The organism is Acidovorax temperans (assembly GCF_006716905.1).
Taxonomy (GTDB): domain Bacteria; phylum Pseudomonadota; class Gammaproteobacteria; order Burkholderiales; family Burkholderiaceae_C; genus Acidovorax; species Acidovorax temperans.
On record NZ_VFPV01000005.1, the window covers coordinates 150,100 to 170,499 of the forward strand.

Annotated in this window: 25 protein-coding genes and 2 pseudogenes; 11 read left to right on the top strand and 16 right to left on the bottom strand. The window is 57.9% G+C overall.

Features of this window, described 5'->3' with window-relative positions; translation table 11 throughout:
• Positions 1-14 precede the first annotated feature (14 nt).
• The 3 genes from merC to merT are packed head-to-tail and all read right to left on the bottom strand — an operon-like array spanning position 15 to position 1,103.
• Positions 15-437, bottom strand: coding sequence for an organomercurial transporter MerC (gene merC / locus BDD18_RS21645; protein WP_113935370.1), 423 nt, complete (start codon positions 435-437; stop codon positions 15-17).
• Between the two features lie 27 nt (positions 438-464).
• Positions 465-740 carry a mercury resistance system periplasmic binding protein MerP gene (merP, locus tag BDD18_RS21650; protein WP_004099005.1) on the bottom strand — a complete coding sequence of 92 codons (276 nt, stop codon included), beginning with the start codon at positions 738-740 and terminating at the stop codon, positions 465-467.
• A 12-nt stretch (positions 741-752) separates the two neighbouring features.
• Complete coding sequence (gene merT, locus BDD18_RS21655) at positions 753-1,103, bottom strand: mercuric ion transporter MerT (RefSeq protein WP_004099002.1); 351 nt, start codon at positions 1,101-1,103, stop codon at positions 753-755.
• A gap of 71 nt (positions 1,104-1,174) precedes the next feature.
• Here merT and BDD18_RS21660 point away from each other — a divergent pair, with 71 nt between their 5' ends.
• A complete protein-coding gene (locus BDD18_RS21660) occupies positions 1,175-1,609 on the top strand; it encodes a mercury resistance transcriptional regulator MerR (RefSeq protein ID WP_010981353.1) in 435 nt (144 codons plus the stop codon).
• Positions 1,610-1,726: 117 nt separating this feature from the next.
• Positions 1,727-1,996, top strand: coding sequence for a helix-turn-helix domain-containing protein (locus BDD18_RS21665; protein ID WP_244939189.1), 270 nt, complete (start codon positions 1,727-1,729; stop codon positions 1,994-1,996).
• A 19-nt stretch (positions 1,997-2,015) separates the two neighbouring features.
• Here BDD18_RS21665 and BDD18_RS21670 read toward each other — a convergent pair whose 3' ends face one another.
• Both BDD18_RS21670 and BDD18_RS21675 read right to left on the bottom strand, forming a co-directional pair.
• The gene (locus BDD18_RS21670; protein WP_066693083.1) at positions 2,016-2,231 is read right to left on the bottom strand and encodes an antitoxin VbhA family protein; all 216 of its coding nucleotides are present in this window, start codon (positions 2,229-2,231) and stop codon (positions 2,016-2,018) included.
• Positions 2,228-2,503, bottom strand: a complete 276-nt coding sequence (locus BDD18_RS21675) for a hypothetical protein (RefSeq protein ID WP_066693082.1) — start codon at positions 2,501-2,503, stop codon at positions 2,228-2,230. Before BDD18_RS21675 ends, BDD18_RS21670 begins: the two co-directional genes overlap by 4 nt.
• 138 nt (positions 2,504-2,641) lie before the next feature.
• On the opposite strand from BDD18_RS21675, the gene BDD18_RS21680 reads away from it, so the two are divergent.
• The 3 genes and pseudogenes from BDD18_RS21680 to BDD18_RS21690 all read left to right on the top strand — a co-directional run.
• Positions 2,642-3,721 carry an IS630 family transposase gene (locus BDD18_RS21680; protein ID WP_142085838.1) on the top strand — a complete coding sequence of 360 codons (1,080 nt, stop codon included), beginning with the start codon at positions 2,642-2,644 and terminating at the stop codon, positions 3,719-3,721.
• Between the two features lie 117 nt (positions 3,722-3,838).
• On the top strand, positions 3,839-4,945 hold the full coding sequence (locus BDD18_RS21685; protein ID WP_142085841.1) for an IS5 family transposase: 1,107 nt from the start codon (positions 3,839-3,841) through the stop codon (positions 4,943-4,945).
• 355 nt (positions 4,946-5,300) lie between these two features.
• Positions 5,301-5,723: pseudogene (locus tag BDD18_RS21690) on the top strand (LexA family protein); the annotation flags it as partial.
• A gap of 3 nt (positions 5,724-5,726) precedes the next feature.
• Here BDD18_RS21690 and BDD18_RS21695 read toward each other — a convergent pair.
• Positions 5,727-6,323, bottom strand: a pseudogene (locus BDD18_RS21695) (IS5 family transposase); the annotation flags it as partial.
• Between BDD18_RS21695 and BDD18_RS21700 the strand changes: the two are divergent.
• Entirely contained in the window at positions 6,322-6,591 is a 270-nt protein-coding gene (locus BDD18_RS21700) for a hypothetical protein (protein WP_142085843.1), read from the top strand. The pseudogene BDD18_RS21695 and the gene BDD18_RS21700 overlap by 2 nt on opposite strands.
• A 33-nt stretch (positions 6,592-6,624) precedes the next feature.
• Here the strand turns inward: BDD18_RS21700 and BDD18_RS21705 are convergent, their stop codons facing one another.
• The 5 genes from BDD18_RS21705 to BDD18_RS21725 are packed head-to-tail and all read right to left on the bottom strand — an operon-like array spanning position 6,625 to position 9,940.
• The gene (locus tag BDD18_RS21705) at positions 6,625-7,776 is read right to left on the bottom strand and encodes a tyrosine-type recombinase/integrase (protein ID WP_170207448.1); all 1,152 of its coding nucleotides are present in this window, start codon (positions 7,774-7,776) and stop codon (positions 6,625-6,627) included.
• Positions 7,773-8,306: a hypothetical protein gene (locus BDD18_RS21710; RefSeq protein ID WP_066698117.1), complete on the bottom strand. Its 534-nt coding sequence runs from the start codon at positions 8,304-8,306 to the stop codon at positions 7,773-7,775. Before BDD18_RS21710 ends, BDD18_RS21705 begins: the two co-directional genes overlap by 4 nt.
• Complete coding sequence (locus BDD18_RS21715; RefSeq protein ID WP_142085848.1) at positions 8,303-8,818, bottom strand: hypothetical protein; 516 nt, start codon at positions 8,816-8,818, stop codon at positions 8,303-8,305. Before BDD18_RS21715 ends, BDD18_RS21710 begins: the two co-directional genes overlap by 4 nt.
• Positions 8,815-9,045, bottom strand: a complete 231-nt coding sequence (locus tag BDD18_RS21720) for a hypothetical protein (RefSeq protein WP_170207449.1) — start codon at positions 9,043-9,045, stop codon at positions 8,815-8,817. Before BDD18_RS21720 ends, BDD18_RS21715 begins: the two co-directional genes overlap by 4 nt.
• Before the next feature lie 10 nt (positions 9,046-9,055).
• Positions 9,056-9,940 (bottom strand): hypothetical protein, encoded by an 885-nt coding sequence (locus tag BDD18_RS21725; protein ID WP_142085852.1) that lies wholly within the window; start codon positions 9,938-9,940, stop codon positions 9,056-9,058.
• 757 nt (positions 9,941-10,697) lie between these two features.
• Between BDD18_RS21725 and BDD18_RS21730 the strand changes: the two genes are divergently transcribed.
• The gene (locus BDD18_RS21730) at positions 10,698-11,678 is read left to right on the top strand and encodes a DNA-binding protein (protein ID WP_142085854.1); all 981 of its coding nucleotides are present in this window, start codon (positions 10,698-10,700) and stop codon (positions 11,676-11,678) included.
• A 296-nt stretch (positions 11,679-11,974) separates the two neighbouring features.
• Here BDD18_RS21730 and BDD18_RS21735 read toward each other — a convergent pair whose 3' ends face one another.
• Together BDD18_RS21735 and BDD18_RS21740 are read right to left on the bottom strand one after the other, a co-directional pair.
• A complete protein-coding gene (locus tag BDD18_RS21735; RefSeq protein WP_066692578.1) occupies positions 11,975-12,541 on the bottom strand; it encodes a type II toxin-antitoxin system YhaV family toxin in 567 nt (188 codons plus the stop codon).
• Positions 12,538-12,864 carry a type II toxin-antitoxin system PrlF family antitoxin gene (locus BDD18_RS21740; RefSeq protein ID WP_066692577.1) on the bottom strand — a complete coding sequence of 109 codons (327 nt, stop codon included), beginning with the start codon at positions 12,862-12,864 and terminating at the stop codon, positions 12,538-12,540. The genes BDD18_RS21735 and BDD18_RS21740 overlap by 4 nt, the downstream gene beginning before the upstream one ends.
• Positions 12,865-13,150: 286 nt before the next feature.
• Between BDD18_RS21740 and BDD18_RS21745 the strand changes: the two genes are divergently transcribed.
• Positions 13,151-13,603: a hypothetical protein gene (locus tag BDD18_RS21745; protein WP_066692576.1), complete on the top strand. Its 453-nt coding sequence runs from the start codon at positions 13,151-13,153 to the stop codon at positions 13,601-13,603.
• Between the two features lie 29 nt (positions 13,604-13,632).
• On the opposite strand, the gene BDD18_RS21750 is transcribed toward BDD18_RS21745, so the two are convergent.
• The 3 genes from BDD18_RS21750 to tnpA all read right to left on the bottom strand — a co-directional run bounded on the left by BDD18_RS21750 (position 13,633) and on the right by tnpA (position 16,939).
• Positions 13,633-14,712: an IS630 family transposase gene (locus BDD18_RS21750; protein ID WP_142082741.1), complete on the bottom strand. Its 1,080-nt coding sequence runs from the start codon at positions 14,710-14,712 to the stop codon at positions 13,633-13,635.
• A gap of 76 nt (positions 14,713-14,788) precedes the next feature.
• On the bottom strand, positions 14,789-15,853 hold the full coding sequence (locus BDD18_RS21755) for a tyrosine-type recombinase/integrase (protein ID WP_142085856.1): 1,065 nt from the start codon (positions 15,851-15,853) through the stop codon (positions 14,789-14,791).
• Between the two features lie 696 nt (positions 15,854-16,549).
• Complete coding sequence (tnpA, locus tag BDD18_RS21760; protein ID WP_142085868.1) at positions 16,550-16,939, bottom strand: IS200/IS605 family transposase; 390 nt, start codon at positions 16,937-16,939, stop codon at positions 16,550-16,552.
• 1,704 nt (positions 16,940-18,643) lie between these two features.
• On the opposite strand from tnpA, the gene BDD18_RS21765 reads away from it, so the two are divergent.
• The 3 genes from BDD18_RS21765 to BDD18_RS21775 form a co-directional block, all read left to right on the top strand.
• The gene (locus tag BDD18_RS21765; protein WP_142085858.1) at positions 18,644-19,699 is read left to right on the top strand and encodes a ParM/StbA family protein; all 1,056 of its coding nucleotides are present in this window, start codon (positions 18,644-18,646) and stop codon (positions 19,697-19,699) included.
• Positions 19,692-20,072 carry a hypothetical protein gene (locus BDD18_RS21770; protein WP_066699472.1) on the top strand — a complete coding sequence of 127 codons (381 nt, stop codon included), beginning with the start codon at positions 19,692-19,694 and terminating at the stop codon, positions 20,070-20,072. Before BDD18_RS21765 ends, BDD18_RS21770 begins: the two co-directional genes overlap by 8 nt.
• 62 nt (positions 20,073-20,134) lie before the next feature.
• The coding region (locus BDD18_RS21775; protein WP_142085860.1) for a hypothetical protein at positions 20,135-20,400 on the top strand (266 nt) is incomplete at its 3' end.

Here is a 20,400-nt window from a genome sequence, read left to right on the forward strand (position 1 = left end):
GCCGACTTCCGCCGTCAGCCTTGTTTCGTGGGGAGTTCGCAACCGTCCGGGCCGCAACGGCGATGTGCCGGCGAAACCAAGTCCCAGATCGACACGCCGACCATCAGCGCCAGGCCGGTGTATACGAGGTGTGCTGCCCACCAGTTGCCAAGCAGCCAGACAGTTCCAGCGAACACGATGGCTGGCCCGATCATGCCGAGCAGACTGCGGTGCCATTGGCGATGACTGAGCCAGCCCAATGCGTTCGCCAGCAAAGCCACGACAGCGAACAGCGGCAGCAGCTTGGAGATGAACAATCCTTCGTATTCCTGTAGAAAACCGAGGCCGATGGCCGCGCCCAAGCTGGCGATGGCCGGGAAGCACACGGCGCAGCCCATCGCGGAAACAACGCTGCCAAGCGCGCCAGCCTTGTCGGCAATGCGTGTGATCAGTCCCATGATCGCCCCAGGTTCGGGTTCAGTGGTTCACTGCTTGATGCTGGAGGGATAGCCCGCATCGGTGGTGGCCTTGGTCAGCTTCTGCACGCTGGTCTTGGCATCATCGAAAGTGACAACCGCTTCGCGGGTCTCGAAGGTCACGTCAACCTTGCTGACGCCTTCGACCTTGGAAATCGCCTTCTTGACGGTGATCGGGCAGGCGGAGCAGGTCATGCCCGGTACAGACAGCGTGACGGTCTGAGTGGCGGCCCACACCGGGGCAACAATGGCGGCGAGCGCGAGGGAGGCAAACAGTTTTTTCATGGTGAACTCCGATCAGTAGAAAAATGGCATGACGTAGGGAAATCCGAGGGCGACCAGGACCAGCACGGCCACGACCCAGAAAATGAGCTTGTAAGTAGCTCGCACTTGGGGAATCGCGCAGACCTCACCCGGTTTGCAGGCTTGCGTAGGGCGGTAGATGCGCCGCCAGGCGAAGAACAACGCGACCAACGCTGCACCGATGAAAATCGGGCGATACGGCTCCAGCACGGTCAGGTTGCCGATCCATGCCCCGCTGAATCCCAAGGCGACCAAGACCAGCGGCCCGAGGCAGCAGGCCGAGGCGAGGATGGCGGCCAGCCCGCCAGTGAAGAGCGCGCCGCGCCCGGTTTGTGGTTCAGACATGCGCTTGTCCTTTCGAATTTGAATTGGATAGCGTAACCTTACTTCCGTACTCATGTACGGAGTCAAGCGGTATGGAAAATAATTTGGAGAACCTGACCATTGGCGTTTTTGCCAAGGCAGCCGGCGTCAACGTGGAGACCATCCGGTTCTATCAGCGCAAGGGCTTGTTGCCCGAGCCGGACAAGCCCTATGGCAGCATTCGCCGCTATGGCGCGGCGGACGTGACACGGGTGCGATTCGTGAAATCGGCCCAGCGGTTGGGCTTCAGCCTGGATGAAATCGCCGAGTTGCTGCGGCTCGACGATGGCACCCACTGCGAGGAGGCCAGCAGCCTGGCCGAGCACAAGCTCCAAGACGTGCGCGAGAAGATGGCCGATTTGGCGCGCATGGAGGCTGTGCTGTCTGACCTGGTGTGCGCCTGCCATTCGCGGCAGGGGAATGTTTCGTGTCCGCTGATTGCGTCGTTGCAAGGTGGAACGAGCTTGGCAGGGGCTTCCACAGCTTAGCGTGCTTTATTTTCCGTTTTCTGAGACGACCACAGATCAGAAAAGACTGTGCAGCCGACTCTTGATATTCCGTGCAGTCACCTTCTGAAAATGACAGAGTCCGCGCAGGACATGCTTTTGAAACTGGCCCTGCAAATGGCCCGCGACGATTACGAGGACAGGCGCGAACGCCAGCGCCAAGGCATTGAGCTGGCGAAGGCTGCGGGCCGGTATGCCGGCCGCAAGACCGATACCGCCACCCATGCCCGCATCGTGGCCCTGCGCGAAGGCGGCAAGAGCATCGCGGAAACGGCAAGGCTGGCCGGGTGCAGTCAAAGCCAAGTGAAGCGCGTATGCGCGATGGCCCGGCCAGCGGTTGGCGACAAAAAGGAGCTGGCCAGGTCGTGAAGCTGTCGCCAAGACAGCTTCAGCGCGGCAAGCGCTGCGCCTGCTCGTTGATGCCCTCGATCACCTCGGAAATTTCGATTTCCCCATTGACGTAGCGCACGGCCAAAGCGTCGCATTCCGGGCTTAGCTTAAACCCTTCCAGCCCAACAGATGCGCGGGCGAAATCGACCGCCTTCTGACGCTTGCGGCGCTCGTCGTCGGTGATCGGCGCGGGCGTTTTGGTGTCTTTGCTCATCCGCTGATCCTGACAAGGTGGCGAACGAGGCCGGCCCAGCCTTCGGGATGCTTGCCGCCTGCAATGTGCTTGCACAAGTCTTCGCCCATCTGCTCGATGCCGTCCTTCTTGCCGTACAGCTCGACATACTGCGCCGCCACCAGCTCCAGATTCTCAAACACCCGGCGTTTCAGTTCATCCGTCGAACATTTCTGCAAGGCCACAAGTTCGCTCTCTGTGCAGTCCGCCACCGGCTTTTTCAGAAGTGCATTGGCTTTGTCGCGGCTACTCATTCAGCACCCCTACCCTTCGGCCTGACCGTGAAGTCCACGCCATTTTCTACGGCGATGGCTAGTGTGGTGTCTCAAAAATAGATAGAACTATTTTGACCGGTGTTGGTCGAATCAGCTTCCTTATAGGAGACTACGCTGATGGCCCACCCTGGACGCCCCGCCACGAAGCTGCAGATCACCGATGCCGAGCGCGCAGAGCTGCATGCGCGACTGCGCGTACGCAAAGCGCCCGAGGACGAGAAGCTGCGCATGCGAATCGTGCTGGGCTGCGCAGATGGGGAGTCGGGCACCATGATTGCCCAACGCTTGGGCACGACGGTGCAAACTGTCTCCAAGTGGCGGCGGCGCTACCGGGCGTATCGTCTGGCGGGTTTGACCGATGCCCCGCGCGCTGGCCGCCCGCGCAGTGTGGGCGACGAGCAGGTTCAGCTCATTGTGGACAAGGTTCGCCAGAGCAAGCCTGACAACGCCACGCACTGGAGCGTGCGCCAGATGAGTCGGCACGCTGGCGTATCGCCCGCGACGGTGCAGCGCATCTGGCATGCCTTTGGGCTGAAGCCGCACCTGCAAGAAACCTTCAAGCTATCGACGGATCCCCATTTCGTGGACAAGGTACGGGATGTGGTGGGGCTGTATATGGCACCACCCGATCGCGCCTTGGTGCTGTGCGTGGACGAGAAGAGCCAGATCCAGGCTCTGGATCGCACCCAACCAGGGTTACCACTGACGTTTGGCAAACCCAGCACGCGCACGCACGATTACAAGCGCCATGGCACAACGTCGCTGTTTGCAGCGCTGGATGTGGCCACTGGCAAAGTCATAGGACAGCTCAAGCGCCGTCACCGCAGTGTGGAATTCCTGCAGTTCCTCAAAGCCATCGATGCAGCGGTGCCTGGCGAACAAGACATCCACCTGATCATGGACAACTACGGCACGCACAAGACGCAGGCAGTGCGGGCCTGGCTAGCAGCCCATCCTCGCTACCACGTTCACTTCACGCCCACCTCAGCGTCCTGGCTCAATCTGGTCGAGCGTTTCTTTAGCCAGATCAGCGAGCAGTGGATCAAGCGCAGCGCCCACACCAGCGTTGCTCAGCTGGAGCAATCCATACGGGAATACATTGATCGTCACAACGAGGATCCCAAGCCGTTCGTGTGGCATAAAAGTGCGGACACCATCTTGGCATCTGTGGCGCGGGCAGCTAGCTCTATTATTTGATGCTTACTTTTGAGACACCACACTAGCAGGCTGCTGAAATACTCCCCACCGACAGTCCGCGACAGCCGCCCAGCCGCGACAATCAAGCCCCCCACTGACCAGACAGACGAGCCATCCATGCGCGGAGCCGACACCTTCACCGAGAGCCTGTTCACGATGCGCCATCTCGATGACTTCGTGCCCGCCGACCACCCCCTGCGGGTGATCCGCATCATGGTCAACAAGGCCCTGGAGAAGATGGACGATCTGTTTGCCCAGATGTATGCGGCCGACATCAAGGGCGGGCGCCCCAGCATTGCCCCCGAGAAGCTGCTGCGCGCCATGCTCATCCAGGCGCTCTACAGCGTGCGCTCGGAGCGCCAACTCATGGAGCAGACCCAGTACAACCTTCTGTTTCGCTGGTTCATTGGCCTGGCCATGGACGATGCCGTTTGGGTGCCCACCGTCTTCAGCAAGAACCGCGAACGTCTGATCGAGCACGATGCGGTCATCGAGTTCTTCAATCAGATCGTGCAACAAGCCCAGGAGCAGGAACTGCTCTCGGGCGAGCACTTCAGCGTGGATGGCACCCTGATCCAGGCCTGGGCGGGCCACAAGAGTTTTGTGCGCAAAGACCGCCAGGGCGACGACGATACCGACGCGGGGAACTTCAAAGACCAAAAGCGCAGCAACGACACCCACGAGTCCACAACGGACGCGGATGCAAGGCTGTACCGCAAAGGCAAGACAGCCAGCGAGTTGCGCTTCATGGGCCACACACTCACCGACAACCGCCACGGGCTGGTGGTCAGCGCCGTGGTCACACAGGCCGACGGATATGCAGAGCGCGAAGCGGCCAAGGCCATGATCAACGATGCGCGGCAGGCACTACCGGGCGATGAGCCCATCACGATCACGCTGGGCGCAGACAAGGGTTACGACGCCAGGGAGTTCATCGACGCGCTGCAAGAGATGAACGTGCTGCCCCATGTGGCGCAGAACAAATCAGGGCGTCAATCGGCGGTGCCTGACAGGATCGCGGGCAGCGAAGGCTACGCCATCTCCCAGCAAAAGAGAAAGCTGATCGAACAAGGCTTTGGCTGGGCCAAGACGGTGGGGCACATGCGTCAGGTGGTGGTGCGCGGGATCAAGAAGGTGGACCAGATGTTTGTGCTGACGATGGCGGGCTACAACCTCACGCGGTTGCGCAGCTTGGGGCAAATCCGTCTGCAGGGGCAGGTGTGAGGGAAAAGGGGCGAGAAAACGGGCTGGGAAAGGTAAAAAGGCCGACCTGAAGCACTGATTTTCAGGATACGGAAAGCGGGCGCAAGAAACGCGCGAGGGCCGAGGAAGATGCTCCTGGGCAAGGGGGAGTGAGTATTTCAGCAGCCTGTTAGACGTTTCGCAGGTGGTTGGATTACATATCGCGCCCCTTTCCGGTGGCCGCTGTTCAGCGTCGAGGGAATTCACGCCAGAGTGCTTCGCACTACAAAAAGGGAGCGCCTTGGGGGTGTCGAAGCTGCGCCAAGGGCGGGCTGAAGTGGTGGCTCGGGGGGGGGGCTTTGTCACCAAAATACGGGGTGCTGCATAAAACACCAGTATGTACGCAAGCCCAGTACCCTGCGATCCTTCGCCCCTGATCCTGCCGGTGGCGGGGGACTGCGTTCGCGCCGGGTTTCCTTCGCCAGCAGAGGACTTCCAGGTCGAGAGGCTGGATTTGACCTCAATTTTAGTTTCGCACCCCCAGGCGACGTTTTTCCTGCGTCTGCGGGGCGGCGATTCGATGCATGACGCTGGTCTTTTCGATGGTGATTTGCTGGTGGTGAATCGTGCATTGAAGCCGGTGAACGGGGATGTGGTGATCGCCGTGGTGGACGGGGAGTTCACTTGCAAAACGCTGTGGCTGAAGTTCGGCCGGATGAAGCTGGTGGCCGCAAATCCCACCTACCCGGAAATCGTCCCCAAGGAGGGGCAGACCATCGAGGTTTGGGGGGTGGTTACCGCCTCCATCAAGCGGCTTCGCGGGGGCACCGTCCCCACTGACGCTGGCAATCGGCTCATCGGGCGGTATCTGCTCCAGCAACTCGAGCAGCATGGGCGCATCGCCCACGCTGTTGTCGGTCACCTCGATGGCCCGGATCTCCAACGTGTGGGCATCAACACCCAGGTGCACCTTGCGCCACTGGCGCCGGTACTCGGCCCCGTGCTTCTTGCGTTTGCATTCGCCTTCGCCAAGGAACTGAATGCCGGTGCTGTCCACCAGCAGTTCCAGTGCGGTGGTACTGGCTCGGTAGGGCAGTTGTACCTGCAAAGTCTTCTGGCGTCGGCACACGGTGCTGTAGTCGGGCACCCGCCAGTCCAGGCCTGCCAGACGCAGCAGGCTTTCAACCATGCCCAGGCTTTGACGCAGGGCCAGACCGAACAGGCACTTGATGCCCAGACAGAACTGGATGGCTGCGTTGGAGAAGATGTGCTGGCGCCCGCGTTTGCCGCTGGATGGGGCGTACCACTGCATGCCTTTGTCCAGCCAGATTGTCAGCGACCCTCGGGCTTTGAGCGCGGCGTTGTACTCTGCCCAGTTGGTGGTCTTGTAGCGGGCCTTGGACCCCTTCGGTTCACTCATGTCTCGAGGTTACCAGCTCAGCGGACTGGCTTTGTGCAACAAAGCCATTTACTGGTGGAAAAGCATTTGGATACTGGTGGAAAAGCATTTGGATGAGTCAAATCGCCGCGCCCAGGAGCTGAACGCCGAAAAGCGTCGCACCCAGCAGCTGTATGCAGAAAAGCTTCAAGAGTGCATTACTGCGCAGATTCCCTTGCCAACCTGTAAAGAGAGAGCCCAGAAGCTGGCTTTCCCCAATGGTCTCGGTGGTGTGAAACTCCCCGATTAAGAACCTAAAACAAAGCCCCTCACGGGGCTTTTGTCATTGATCGAGCGGTTCTTCTTTGTCAGAGGCGGCTTCGAGCGCATTTCGCCAGGCCTGTCGCCTCTTGTGGTCGTAGCGTGCCGTCACCTTCAGGCTGGAGTGCCGCGCCTGGGCCTGCACGTACCGTGGGTCTACCCCCGCTTCCATGGTATGCGAGACCCCTGTGTGTCGCATCCAGTGGGGCGATGCCAGCATAAGCCGTTGTGCGGCACGCTTATCTTCATCCTTCACCAACGCAGCCGCCATCTTGAAGATCTCTTTGCAGATCAGGTAGATGGCCTGGGCGGTGACGCCCTTGTCTTTGCCGGTGACCGCAAGGATGGCGGGCAGGGTCTCCTTGTACGCGGGCAGAGGTGACAGGCCCAAGGAGGTGCGGTAGATGCGCAGCTCGTCCATGAGTTTGGAGGTGGCCACGATGGTCGCTTTCTTGCCGCCCTTGCCCACCAGCTTGATGTTCCAACCCTGGGGCGATGGCTCAAAACTCCCCATGGTCAGCATCGCGGCCTCTTCGCGGCGCAGGTACGCGCGGTACAGCAGCTGGGTGATCCAGCGTGCGCGGTGGTAGTGCTTGAGGTCGCGGTCGCTCTCGCGCGGCAGGGCCTCCACGGCTTGCTGGACGGCCAGCCACTCGCGCTCGCTCAGTGCCTCCTCCACCTCCTCATCGGGCGTGGTCTTGCCCATTCCCTCGTGGGCCATCTTCACGGGGTTGAACATGCAGTAAGGGTCAACCTTGGTGCGGCGCAGCTCCCGCATGGCGGTGAACATCCTGAAGAGCACCGTCAGGGTGTGTTTGACGCTCTCGGTGGACAGGGGCTTTCTGAAGGGTTGGTGCTTCCAGCCTTGGGAGAGAAGGTACTCCTCATCGAAGGGGCGAGGGTTCTCCAGAAACACCAGGTAGTCGTTGATGTCCTGGGTGACCACCTCGGGCAGCAGATCGGGTGCGGGCGGTCGCCTGGCGCGCAGCCACACCAAGAAGCGGTAGCACTCCTTTTCGTAGGAGCGCGTGGTGTGCTGGGACTTCTTGGAGTAGGTGTCCAAGAAGGCGCGGATCGCTGATACATCGTCTGTGATGTACCGGGTGATGAGCGCGAGGGAGTCGGCCTCAGCGGTTGGGCGAACCGGGTATTGGTAGGAGGTGAGGGTGTTCATGGCGATACCAGCTCCGCACATGCGCTGGTGGCAGAAGCCTCGGATTGGACTGGCGTGATGCCAAAGGCGAGGAACATGGCGTTGCCGCGCTCGAACAGGTCGAGCATCTTCTGAGCCAGCTCGTGGCGGTCGAGAAACTCCATGCCGACCAGATCCTCTCGGCGGTTGACCTTGACTTGGCAAATCAGGCCCATGAGCAAAGGGATAGCACCCACGTTGCGCATGAGGAACCACAGCCAGTGTGGCCACTGCTGGATCAGCTTGCCAAAAAAGGTGCGAACTTCGGGCACCTCCACCAGCTCACGCGGGTCATTGTCGTAGCCCGTGATGTGGATGAGCAGGGATTCTTGGAAGCGCAGCGCTGTCTCTTTGGAGTCGGTCAGGGCCATCAGGCGCTCCAAGGCGCTCGCGATGTTGCCTGCTTCGATTTCGGTGCGGGTCAGGTCCAGTACCACCAGCGCATCCTCGTTGAAGTTGGCCAAGCCATCAGCGTCTGTGCGCATCAGAATGATTTTGGGGTCTTGGCTCATCTGATCCCTCCACTGCGCTTGATGTTCAATCCTGTGCTCTCGAAATAATAGCGGAAGGTCTTCTCTGGGAGCCATTCCTCGCCCTCGGGGCCCTGCACCAGCAGCTGGAGATCCTTGGTCTTTTGGCTGCCGCGCAGTCGCACGATGTGGGCGCGCTGATCCTCATCGGCAAGGCCGCTGGATCTGACGGCCACCACTTCATCGCCAACCTCGAACTCTGGACGCTCAACAACCACCTCACGTATGGGCTTGAGCTTTTGCTTTGCCGTACGGGCGGTGCGCAGTTCTTCCTTGATCTGGGGGCTGCACTGGGGAATACCGGCGATGGCGCATTCCCACAGGCGGGCTCTGCCGGGGTCTTCGAACACGGTGTACAGGCGCTGCCGGGACACGCCCAGGTACTGAGCGGCATCCCGGATCGACCAGCCCTTGGTGCGCAGGCGCTCAGCCAGGAACCCGCCTTTTCTCGTGCTTTGCAGGGTGGGCTGGATGGAAGAGGGTGGCGCTGTCATGGGGCCAGCCGCTTCAGGCGTTCTGCCGCATGGTCGATGTGGGTCTGGAGTTTGTCCCCGCAGGGGGCGAAGTCGCGGCTCAACAGGGAGGATGTACGCAGGCGCATCACGTAGTCCTGGGCCAAGGACAGTGCCCGCGCCCAGGTGCTCGGGTTGACCACATCGATGATGTCCAGGCTCAGCCGAAACTCAGGGAGTTCGCCGGGTGCTGTCGGGGCAAAGCCCATGGGCGTCATGTCATACACGGGCGCCAACGAGAACGGCTGGGCCCTGTCGGTTAAGCAGGCCTGGTTGCCGCTGTGCATAGGGCGGTTTACTTCGCTGCCTTGCGCTTGGCACCAGCGGGACAAGCAGCAAATAACCAGCTTCATAGAGCTTGTAGCGGGTGTTGAGGGGTGTCGCGACCGCCTGTACTTGCGAAGGATTGGTTGTAACGCACATATTGGAGGCGCTCACTTTTGAGGGAACAAAGCGCGCATCCAGGGGGCCTGCGTAGCTTGTCTGCGCCCTTTTCACGACCGCACTTGCCTCAAGTGAGCACATGTCGTTCAAAAGGGATTGCGGCTTCAGCGCATGGCGCTGGATGTTCAACACAGCGCCCAGGGAAACATCCGTGCATGAAAATTTGCCCTTGCACGAGTCAAACATTCTTTCAAACGGGGTGCCTGGCTTGAACAAGGAACCGTACTTCGTTGCGAAATCCAAGGCGCTTTGTTTGGCGAAGGCCGTTTGAGAATCGGCTCTTCCTACGTAGTAATCTGAGTAGCCAGAGGATTTGAGTGCATTGGGGTAAAAGGTGTACGAGTCCTTCACTCCATAAAAGTCCATACCGCGAATGCCGTTGCCAATGGTGGAGTTCAACACCCAAAACAAAACACCAACCATCAACAAGATCACCGCCATCCGCACCCCGTTCTGAAGCCTGGCGCTATCGCGATCTTTCTCGTATTGCGTCCGGGTGTCCAAAATGGGGGAGCCCACCACTACCGGCTGCGGTTCGTAAGTCTTCCAGATCAGCTTTTCTTGCTCCTGGGCTCGATGCTCACCGAGCTGGTGGAGCGCGACTCCGATGCTATCTCCGGCGCGCACCTTGGCTTCACGAAGCTCGCGTTCGGTGGTCATGTTTCCGGCCAAATAGAGGGGATCGTATTGAGACATGAGGTGACAGGAGTTGAAGCTGATTTCAGCGATTAGGAGATTCTGTCGGCCTTCCTACGGGTGTCAACAACTGTTAATGCAGCAACACGGGGAAACAGCGAAATCGTCAACTTTTTCACGCGGTGTGGCGCTGCTGATGCGCTTTGCAAGGTCGAACGTGACGCTCGCCATTCGGTCAGGTCATTTTTGACACGCATTCGAGGTCAAGGTACCGCGACTATGCCTTCGGTAGTTACAACTTGGCTCGCAAAATAGACACAACTTCTGTTATGCGAACGGTTGATGTTCTTCGCGGGTCAATCGTCCAAAGCTTTGCCTGCTGGGCAATGTAGGTAAAACTTTTGACACCCCGAGAGTGTCAAGCAGGTGGACACTCTCCACACCCTCGACCCAGCCTCATTGTGTCAACTGATTGGACACGGTTTCCAGGTCAGTCAGCTAGAGCGTTCGCGGCCGAGCTTGGCAAGTCCTTGATTTCAAAAGACTTCTCGCGGAACCCTGCATTTTACAGGGAGCCCAAGATCCCCTGAGCACACGGTCTCCAAGGCGCCCGAAAAACTTTTTTGCTCGTACTTTTTACGCTACCCCCTCTGTTTCTTATGATAAGTGGACTAATCATAAAAATGATCATAAAACATAATGAACGCTACGTAAAGCGTAAAGGTTACATAATCCGTAAAAGAGCTAAAATGTCGTATCTATAGCTTCACCAGGAGAAGACATGCAGGAAAACAGCACGGTCAACAGCGCACAGGCCCTTGCCGCTGTCAGCGCCGCCTTAGACAGTCTTCCCGGTGGAGCCACCAGGCAGGAAAAGACCAAGCTCGCTGCCAGGATCCTGTTTCTGGACTTTGGGATCTACCCCTCTGCCAAGGTGGTGCGTGAATTCACAGGACAAGGCTCTCTCACCGACATCAGCCGTGACCTGCAGCACTTCTGGGATGAGTTTCGTAAGCACATGCGGATAAAGCTGGAGGTGCCAGAGGCGCCAGTGGCTCTTCGAGCCACTTTTGGTGAGGCTCTGGGCAAGCTGTGGGCGCTTTCCTGTGAGCATGCCGATAAGAGGATGGAGATCTTCAGGCGCGAATGCCAGGAACACGTCGATGCTGCCCAGATGGCTCTGGAGGCAGCATGCTCATCCCGCACCGAGGCATGGGCGCAGGTAGATACGCACAAAAGCCAGCTGGTCGCCATGCAGGAGCGCCTGGACGCCGCCGAAAAACGGGCCGAGGCCCAGGCAGCGGAAATCGGCGGTCTTGAAGCTCAAGTGGAAGGTTGGAAGCGCCAGGCTGAAGCTGACGCTGCTGCACGCAAGCAGTCGGAGGAGAAGTTCATGGCCGAGCTGGAGAACGAGCGGATCGAGCGCAGAACCGATGCGAAGCGGTTTGAGGGGGAGATCAATTTTGCGAAGCGCCAGATCGAGGCAGCGCGTCAGGTCGAGAAGGATGTGCGTGAGCAGCTGCAGGCCGAAAAGACCAGCAAGGACATCGAGTTGGCTACCTACCGCCAGCGCATGAACAAGGCTGAAGAATCGGTAGTTGCGCTGCGCGCGGAGAATGCAGAGGTTGTCAGCCAAAAGGGTTGGCTGGAGAAAAAGGTGGAGGAGTTGCAGGAGCGGGTCAAGGAATTGGCCAAGGCGGGCTCAGCCAAGGCACCGCGGGCTCCTCGCCGTGCTGCCCTCAAGCGCACCACTTTGCGGTAAGAGGGTCGGCAGGGATTCATGTAAAAAACCGCAGAACTCAGCCTAACCACATGATTCCGTTGAGAAATTCGCGGCTCAGCATCGGCCTCTTTGCCAGCAACCCCAGCGGTCATCCGTACCGGCCGCACCGGGCAGAACAGCTCAAAACCGGCCTCACATTGAATAACGCCAGATTATCAAATGTGAGGAAATGCCGTCACCGTGACCGCAAAGGTGCCGAAAACGGTACGTAATGCCGTATTACGTATCGCAGTACGATTCCCGCCTCAGGAGAAGCACCTCCCGTTCCTGAAAAGTCAGCGTGGAGCGCTCCCCATGCTGCCGCGCAGCCGTGCCACCTGGGCACGCGCTTCTACCAGCAGCTGCTCCCAGTCGCTCGGTGGGTGACCACTGGCCAGCATCTTCTTGAACACCCGATACGCATCAGAATCGCTCTCGTTTGCGCGCTTGGTGTCTGCATCGTTGACCCAGCCCAGGACAATCACCTTGCTGGGCGCGTGGAACCGGAAGAACAGCCGATATTGCTGGAAGAACTTGGCTCTGAACCAGTGCTTGTTTTCATCGCCAAGCGTGTTGCCCTGCCGGTACTCAGGCCGTGCCGGGTCTTGCGGAATCACATCAAACGCCAGGCTGACGATGGCTGCAAGCCTCTTTGCGGAATTCTTCTTCTCGTAGCCCGTCGGGTCTTTCGCTTGCAACTCGGCAACCTGCTGGAGCAGCTTCTCGTACTGATCAAGGAACAGAGGGTGTGCGAAGACCGTCCATCCATGGATAACCACCTCGGGTTGCGGTGTCGATTTTTCCGAGGACTTGGGCAGGCGTGACGGCGGAACACCCGCACCCACATGGCGGATGCGGCTCATTCGTCTTCCGGTGAGAGTGGTGCATCCATGTCGAACTTCACACCAGCGGTCAGCTCGCGCCCCCGTTGCACCAAGCCCATGTCAATGCGCTGGAGACGTTCCGGCTGCGCGGCGATGTCGCGGGCCAGGAAATCCAGGAACTGCCCGATGACAGGATCCGCCTCTGCGGCAGCGGCGCGGGTCAGGACGACCTCGCCAGTGGACTGGATCGCGTAGTGGATCTTGTCGCGCTTACCCAGGCGAAGCGCTCGGCGGACGGTTTCTGGAACCGTGGTCTGGTAGCGGTCGGTCAGCGTGGACTCTGCTTCAAGTGCGGTTGGCATGACGCAATCTCCGGATGGAAGGAGGAATGCCACGCATAGTAATGCATTTGCATTGCCCGTTCAACTGCACTTTTGGCGAGGGCCTACAGCGGGAAGGGGGATGAACTGCAAAAAATGCAGTGCAATCATGGGCTTAATCCCACTTCTGCGGTTTTTTACATGAATCCCTGCCGACCCTCGGTAAGGTCTCTTGCAGAACCACATACAGAGGGAGTGCGGGATGAAATTGAGATCGATGGGAATCTGTGCGGTGCTGTGCTTTCCACTGCTGACACACGCGCAGGGCATGGCGCCCACTTTGCATCCCGAAACCTTTTGCCCTCTGGGTGCCAAGATGGGCATGGCCACGGGGCAATTCAACAAGGTGGATTTTCCGGGGTGCTCCAGCCCACCTAAGGCGGTGACTGCAAACCGTGGCCGCTCTGGGCTGCAGAACACACTGGCCTTCTACTCAATGTCACAGCTAGACAAGGTGCAGCAGCTCGAATACCTGTCGCTGCTGCTCAACGTGAACAACCCTCAGGAGGCCAAGGGAGCGTACGCAGCACTTCTGCCAGCCGCAACGACGCTCTCCGTGCAGGTGCTCGGTGAGATACCCAAAGGTCTGGAGCAAGCCATCATGGCGGGGCAATCCAAGAACTGGAAATCACGGGGATGGCGTGCTGAACTGAAGCGCAAGGAGTTTTCGCCCGCGTCGAACGGGCACCAGCTGACTTACAGGCTTTACCCAGGCAAGTAACAACTAGTGTGGTGTCTCAAAAGTAATCATCAAATAATGGTACTCGCTGCCCGCGCCACAGATGCCAAGATGGTGTCCGCACTTTTATGCCACACGAACGGCTTGGGATCCTCGTTGTGACGATCAATGTATTCCCGTATGGATTGCTCCAGCTGAGCAACGCTGGTGTGGGCGCTGCGCTTGATCCACTGCTCGCTGATCTGGCTAAAGAAACGCTCGACCAGATTGAGCCAGGACGCTGAGGTGGGCGTGAAGTGAACGTGGTAGCGAGGATGGGCTGCTAGCCAGGCCCGCACTGCCTGCGTCTTGTGCGTGCCGTAGTTGTCCATGATCAGGTGGATGTCTTGTTCGCCAGGCACCGCTGCATCGATGGCTTTGAGGAACTGCAGGAATTCCACACTGCGGTGACGGCGCTTGAGCTGTCCTATGACTTTGCCAGTGGCCACATCCAGCGCTGCAAACAGCGACGTTGTGCCATGGCGCTTGTAATCGTGCGTGCGCGTGCTGGGTTTGCCAAACGTCAGTGGTAACCCTGGTTGGGTGCGATCCAGAGCCTGGATCTGGCTCTTCTCGTCCACGCACAGCACCAATGCGCGATCGGGTGGTGCCATATACAGCCCCACCACATCCCGTACCTTGTCCACGAAATGGGGATCCGTCGATAGCTTGAAGGTTTCTTGCAGGTGCGGCTTCAGCCCAAAGGCATGCCAGATGCGCTGCACCGTCGCGGGCGATACGCCAGCGTGCCGACTCATCTGGCGCACGCTCCAGTGCGTGGCGTTGTCAGGCTTGCTCTGGCGAACCTTGTCCACAATGAGCTGAACCTGCTCGTCGCCCACACTGCGCGGGCGGCCAGCGCGCGGGGCATCGGTCAAACCCGCCAGACGATACGCCCGGTAGCGCCGCCGCCACTTGGAGACAGTTTGCACCGTCGTGCCCAAGCGTTGGGCAATCATGGTGCCCGACTCCCCATCTGCGCAGCCCAGCACGATTCGCATGCGCAGCTTCTCGTCCTCGGGCGCTATGCGTACGCGCAGTCGCGCATGCAGCTCTGCGCGCTCGGCATCGGTGATCTGCAGCTTCGTGGCGGGGCGTCCAGGGTGGGCCATCAGCGTAGTCTCCTATAAGGAAGCTGATTCGACCAACACCGGTCAAAATAGTTCTATCTATTTTTGAGACACCACACTAGGCGCGCAGTAGCGGCCGAACCTCAGGTTCCACCGGCTCATCATCCTTGCGCTTGGTGGCTCCCGCCAGTTTCAGCCGTGGGCCCTCGGGCAAGTGCTCACGAAGGTGGAGCAAGCCTTTGGCGTTTTTCAGGCCCGCGCGCAATACCACCTCGTCCTGGTGAACGCCTTCGCGCAGCAGCCGCACCAGCAAGGTGTTGCGCACAATCTGTGGCCCCAGACGCAGTGGCGGTGCTTCACCAACAGAGGCGCAGGCCTTCAGCAAAAAGGCCCGCACCAAGTTCAAAAGCTGTTCGTCGGTCAGAACCTTGCCTGTTTTGCCGGAGAACAGGATCTCGCTGGCAGCGTGCGCTGGCGATGACGCCTTCACCCGCAGCCACTCCACGATGCCTTGGCGGGTGTGCTCAGAGATCAGCAGTTCTCGCACGCGGGTGTAGCTTTCGCCATCCACCTTGATGGAGGCGTCCTGTTGGCCAGACTTGTCCACGAATGCTTGCACCAGCAGCCCGCGCAGCTCAGCCGGGGTGAGCCCCAGCTCGAACAGGACACGCAACAAAGCGCGGTTGCGCACCGCGATCTCACGCTGGGCGATTTCGGGGTCAATCGGCTCATCCAGCATTTGGATGCAGCGATCCCACACGCGAGGCGAAAGAATCGCGCCCAGCGGGTTTTCAATCGGGGGCTTGTCCCTGTCGGCCACAGAGCTGACGGGATTTTCTGGGATGACGCCTTTATCAACGGCGTGGTCATAAACGCGCACCAGGACGCGCCAATAACGGCGCTTGGTGATTGCGCTGACTACTTCTCCAGTTTTTCTGCTGCGTATTCCAGATTGGATAAAGGTCACGACAAAAGGAGGCGTCACATCGGCCCAGTGAACAGGCGGTTCACTGCCCTGCCCTCGTTCGCCATCCAGAAAACGCTTCCAAGTGCTCCAGATATACCGATACGCATCAGCGTCTTCTTCCGAAATGGGACGACGGTCAGAAACCGCGCAGTGGCGCAGCCATTGCTCGAAAATTTCATCAGCGCTGAGGTTGGAAATACTGGTCATGGCGGGCACCTGTGAGACCAGATTTTAAGTTCTCCAGCTGCAAATATCAAATCACTACCAAGAAAAACGAATTTCCGCAGTCATTGGTGTTATTTTTTGCATATAAAACAACACTCTAAGGCCTATGTGTGTACAGCCGACCTCCTTCCTGGTGACATTCTTGTTTTACCCTGAGGCGGGCGATATGTAATCCAAATTAAGGCACCAGTGAAAAATGCCGCAAAGGATGCCTAGCAGAAAGGCTTCGCAGTGTGTCCATAAGAGCGGCGGCACCATATTAACCTGTCTTGGTGTTTAGCCCCCATCGCATTGCATTGGTAAACCCTTGCCCTGACGCTGGTTTTAGGAAGGTAGTACATGAATTTGGGTGGTGACAGTGTGGCTCTAATAATGGTCGCGATTATGTAATCCAATCCTAAACAAATAGCACAGGCGAAAAAAAACCCCGGCCACCGCATGAGCAGTGATCGGGGTTTCGGTGCGATTAATTCGCTAAAAGCCATGCAAGATGGCTTGGCCAGTTAAAACAATAGCGCTTGGTTCTCATAACGAACAGAGCACTTTGCTTTAACTTCCTCAGGGGTACGTTGACCAAATGCGCGGCAAGCCTCGTCCAAGTCAGTTAGCTGCGCAGCAGCTTGGAGGCGAAGCCGCCTGATTTGGGCGGGGAAGGATAGCGCTGCCCGCGCAAGCGGGCATAGGCATTCAATGGGGTGTTTGCTGTTGCTCGATGTACCTGCGGATCACGTCAATGGGCGCACCACCACACGAGGATGCAAAGTAGGAAGGCGACCACAGCATATTCTTCCAGTACCTGTTGGCAATGTCCGGGCGCTCTTTGCGTAGCAGGCGGCTAGAGACGCCCTTGAGGCTGTTCACGAGATTGGACACGGCCACCTTCGGTGGGTAGTTCACCAGCAGATGAACATGATCGTCCTCGCCGTCCATCTCCACCAACTCGGCCTCAAAGTCTTTGCACACGCTGGCGAAATGCAAGCGCAGCCTCTGGATCGCGTCAGCGTCAAAGACATGCCTGCGGTATTTGGTCACAAAGACCAAATGAACGTGCATCATAAAAACGCAGTGCCCGTGCATCGCCACGCAATACCAGGCGCAATCCACCTGCGAATGTCCGCATTAACGGAGCACCCGGCGAATCTTGCGCCACAAGCCGGGATTCCGAGATCCCACCCAACAATTACCCCAGCAATTACCCCAGCGAGCAGCCAAACAAGCAACCCGCGCGCACTCACCCCGCCCTATTCCAGGGCAACCAGCCTGAATCACCGATCCGATCCAGCTGAAATCCTTCCCAACTCAGATCAAGGTAGCCAACCTCAATCCATCCGATATCCAGTTCCGTCTTTGGAATACTTTTAGTGAAGTCTCCCGGTGCAATGTGTGAAAAGAACGGAACACACAATGCAGCTCCCCCGCGTGGACGGTGAGGAACACAAGCAATCAACACCCGGTTTGATCCGTACATCATTGGTACGAAATCAACACGGTAAAAACTTGTGCCCAGTCACCCGCTATGGGTCACCAAGGTAAACGCAACAAGGCGTCGTCCAAGGCAGGCAGTGCCGTAAGTGGCAAACTGAGTTCGATCATCGGTCGAACCTCTTCACTCTACTTTCTACGGAACCCAGGCGATGGGCGCCGCACGCGTTTCAATATCCGGCATCAGACATCCCGCTCTTCATCTGCTCACCTCAACTACACAGTGACCCATATCGGAATTTCTTCCTTGGAATTTCTTCCGGGTATGTGCACGAGGGCAAATGTGGCTTTGGAATGTCCAACACAACGAAGCAATCAAGCTTCCGGTATTGATCGGTACGTAGAGCTAGAACCTTTCCGAATAAACATCGGAGGGATTCACTACTTCAGTCAGTTGGAACTGACAGTGGCTGGGGAACTTCCCCAGCATCGAGACCCAGACGGGCCTTCTTTGGTTTGCTTCGACCATCCCGCTGTGCGCAGGATCTGAAGCTGGTTTGAACGCCGCGAGCGGCAACTTTGAAGGTTGGGCATGAAGCCCAGGAACAACCCGAGGGCCGTTGCGGGTGGATTCTGACATGAAAAGTATCAAAAGTCACTTTTTTGCAGGCTGATTTTTCTCCAAAAACCCGCCGAAAACCGTTTGGAATTCGTGTTTCGCCCCGAAACCCGCATGGGTGCTGGCTTGGCGCAATGGTTCTCCTTGGGTGAGAACGTTTTGTGCAGGGGCAAAAAAGGGGGGCGACCGGCCCTTGGTGATGGGTCTGAACGGGAGGACGCGTGGTGCTCTGGGTTGTGCTGGACCCTATCCGCGACCTCTTGGGCTTACGACGTGGGGGCCTGGATTGAGCCGAAGCCTGCGGCGATGGGCTGGTGGCAGGTCCGGCATCTGTTCATCGTGTGCGGCAGATTTTGTGATGCCGGCGAAGGCCGGGGCACATCCTTATTGGGTTGCCTGCCGCGACGCATCGCCGCCCAGTGGCCTTGAAGAGGCCAGTCAATGACATGCGTTCCAGCTGTCGTTGAGGGGCCGTGTCGCAAAGGGCCTGTGTCTGGCTTGCGACTGGCCTCTCATTGCCCGTTGCATCATGCGTGTGCAACCAGTTCGTTTGCTGCGTGGCAATGGGTGGCCTCGCATGCGCCAATCCCAGGCCAGTACGGCGATTAATGTCGCCCTTCTTTGCAATATTGATTGGGCATCCGACCGTATCAGTGCCTTGGGGAGATTCGTTTTTACCCACGAATCGGGGATGATTCTGCTCGTTCCCAAATCTTACTCATTCAGATATGGCCAATTCCATGTTTCAAATTCCCGTCGTAGCTCTCGATATTGGTTATTTCTCTGTCAAAGGTGCATCTCGCCGCGAGAAAAACGACACGATCAAGGCATTCCAATTCCCCAGCCAGTGCTCGCATGTGACTGCGGTTCACAAAACATCTATTGGAATGGCCGCACTTTCTGGCGCGAATGTCACAGTCAATGGTGCGGAGTATTTCGTAGGTCAAGACGTTGTGCTCCAAACCAGCGCCCGTCAAACCCGAGCCATCACAGAAAATTACGCGGACTCGCCCGAATATAAGGCCCTCTTCTTGGGTGGCCTCTATTATTTTCTGCGCGATTATGCGAACGAGCTGCGCGGTAAGACCGAAGTGGAAATTCGCCGCTTGGTTGCTGGTCTGCCGATGAACACGCTGGCAACACATGAGGCCAAGGTCAGGGAGTTATTTGAGGGCACGCATGTTGTACCTTCTCCCTTTGGTGAGGGTAATTTCAAGGTACATATCAAGTCAGTGAATGTTATTCCCCAGCCCCAAGGTGCCATGGTCAGTACGGGCGCAAGACAAAAAACCATGAACCTGGATCGTTTCTTCGATCAGAATATGCTTGTTCTGGATATGGGCGGTGGCACATTCGACTGGTTCCTTGTGAACAAACGCAAGATTCTCCATAACCGTTCGGGAGCCTATCAAAAAGGCGTCTTGACCTGTGTAAACATGGTTTGCGACAGGATCAAGGCCGGCATCAAAGACGACCCCCTTGTGGTTGAACGTGTCGATGAGGCGATCCGCGAAGGCTACGAAGAAATCACCCTGGGCGGCAAGAAATACCGCATGGACGACTATCTGCCGATTGCGGATGCCGTGCTGACAGAATGCCTGAACTCCATGCGCAATGCGGTGCTTTCCCTTGAAAGTATCGATCTGATTATTTTCACTGGCGGCGGCGGCAAGCGCTTGCATCATGTCGCCCAGAAACTGATGCCGGATCTCGCCGGAATCATGACGTTGGATACCGATCCGGTTTTCTCAAACGTGCGGGGCTTTTACGTACTGGGCGAGGCAAGCAATGGATAACGACGCGACGAAGGTCGATGTCCGTTGTCGGTTTGCGTTGGAGAAACTGATCAGTCCCGATCTTTATGAGCTTTTCAGCCAAATACCCACCTCCCAGCATTCAAAGCTAATCCTGGTGATGCTGGAGCGGGCGTTGTGCTATGAAAAGCAGATGGGGTTGTTTCAAAATCGCCCGATCATCGGTGCCCAGCCTCTCGCCTCTCCAGTCGCCGTTCAATCATCCCCGCACGAGCACCGGCAAGAACCGGCGCCACCGAAGCCGCAAAAGGCCGTTCACAACGATCAGCCTCTTGATGGTTTGCCAGTTGGTGATGACAGCGGTGCCATCCGGCCTATTTCTGCATCTGCGCTCTCAGGGTTTGGGTTGAGCTAGGGACGATTGGGGGTGTTGACAAGACTGCGTTTGGTGTGAGAATGGATTTAAAGGAGATAAATATGAATGCCATGACGACTCGCACCATGTTCCGCGCAAATTATGTGGATCTGAATACCCGAAATGGCGAAGCTCGGGCAAATGTCTTTGCGGATATTACCCTGCCTGCCCTGGCCCCAGTTCTGCGCAATCCACTGTTACAGATGGTTTTCCTGCAATACATGACCAATGAAATCTTCGCTATGAATCTCCGCGAGAAGCAGAACATTGATGGTTATGCGATGGCGATTGATCGTTTGCAAAAGCTCGGATATTACGGAAAACCTGT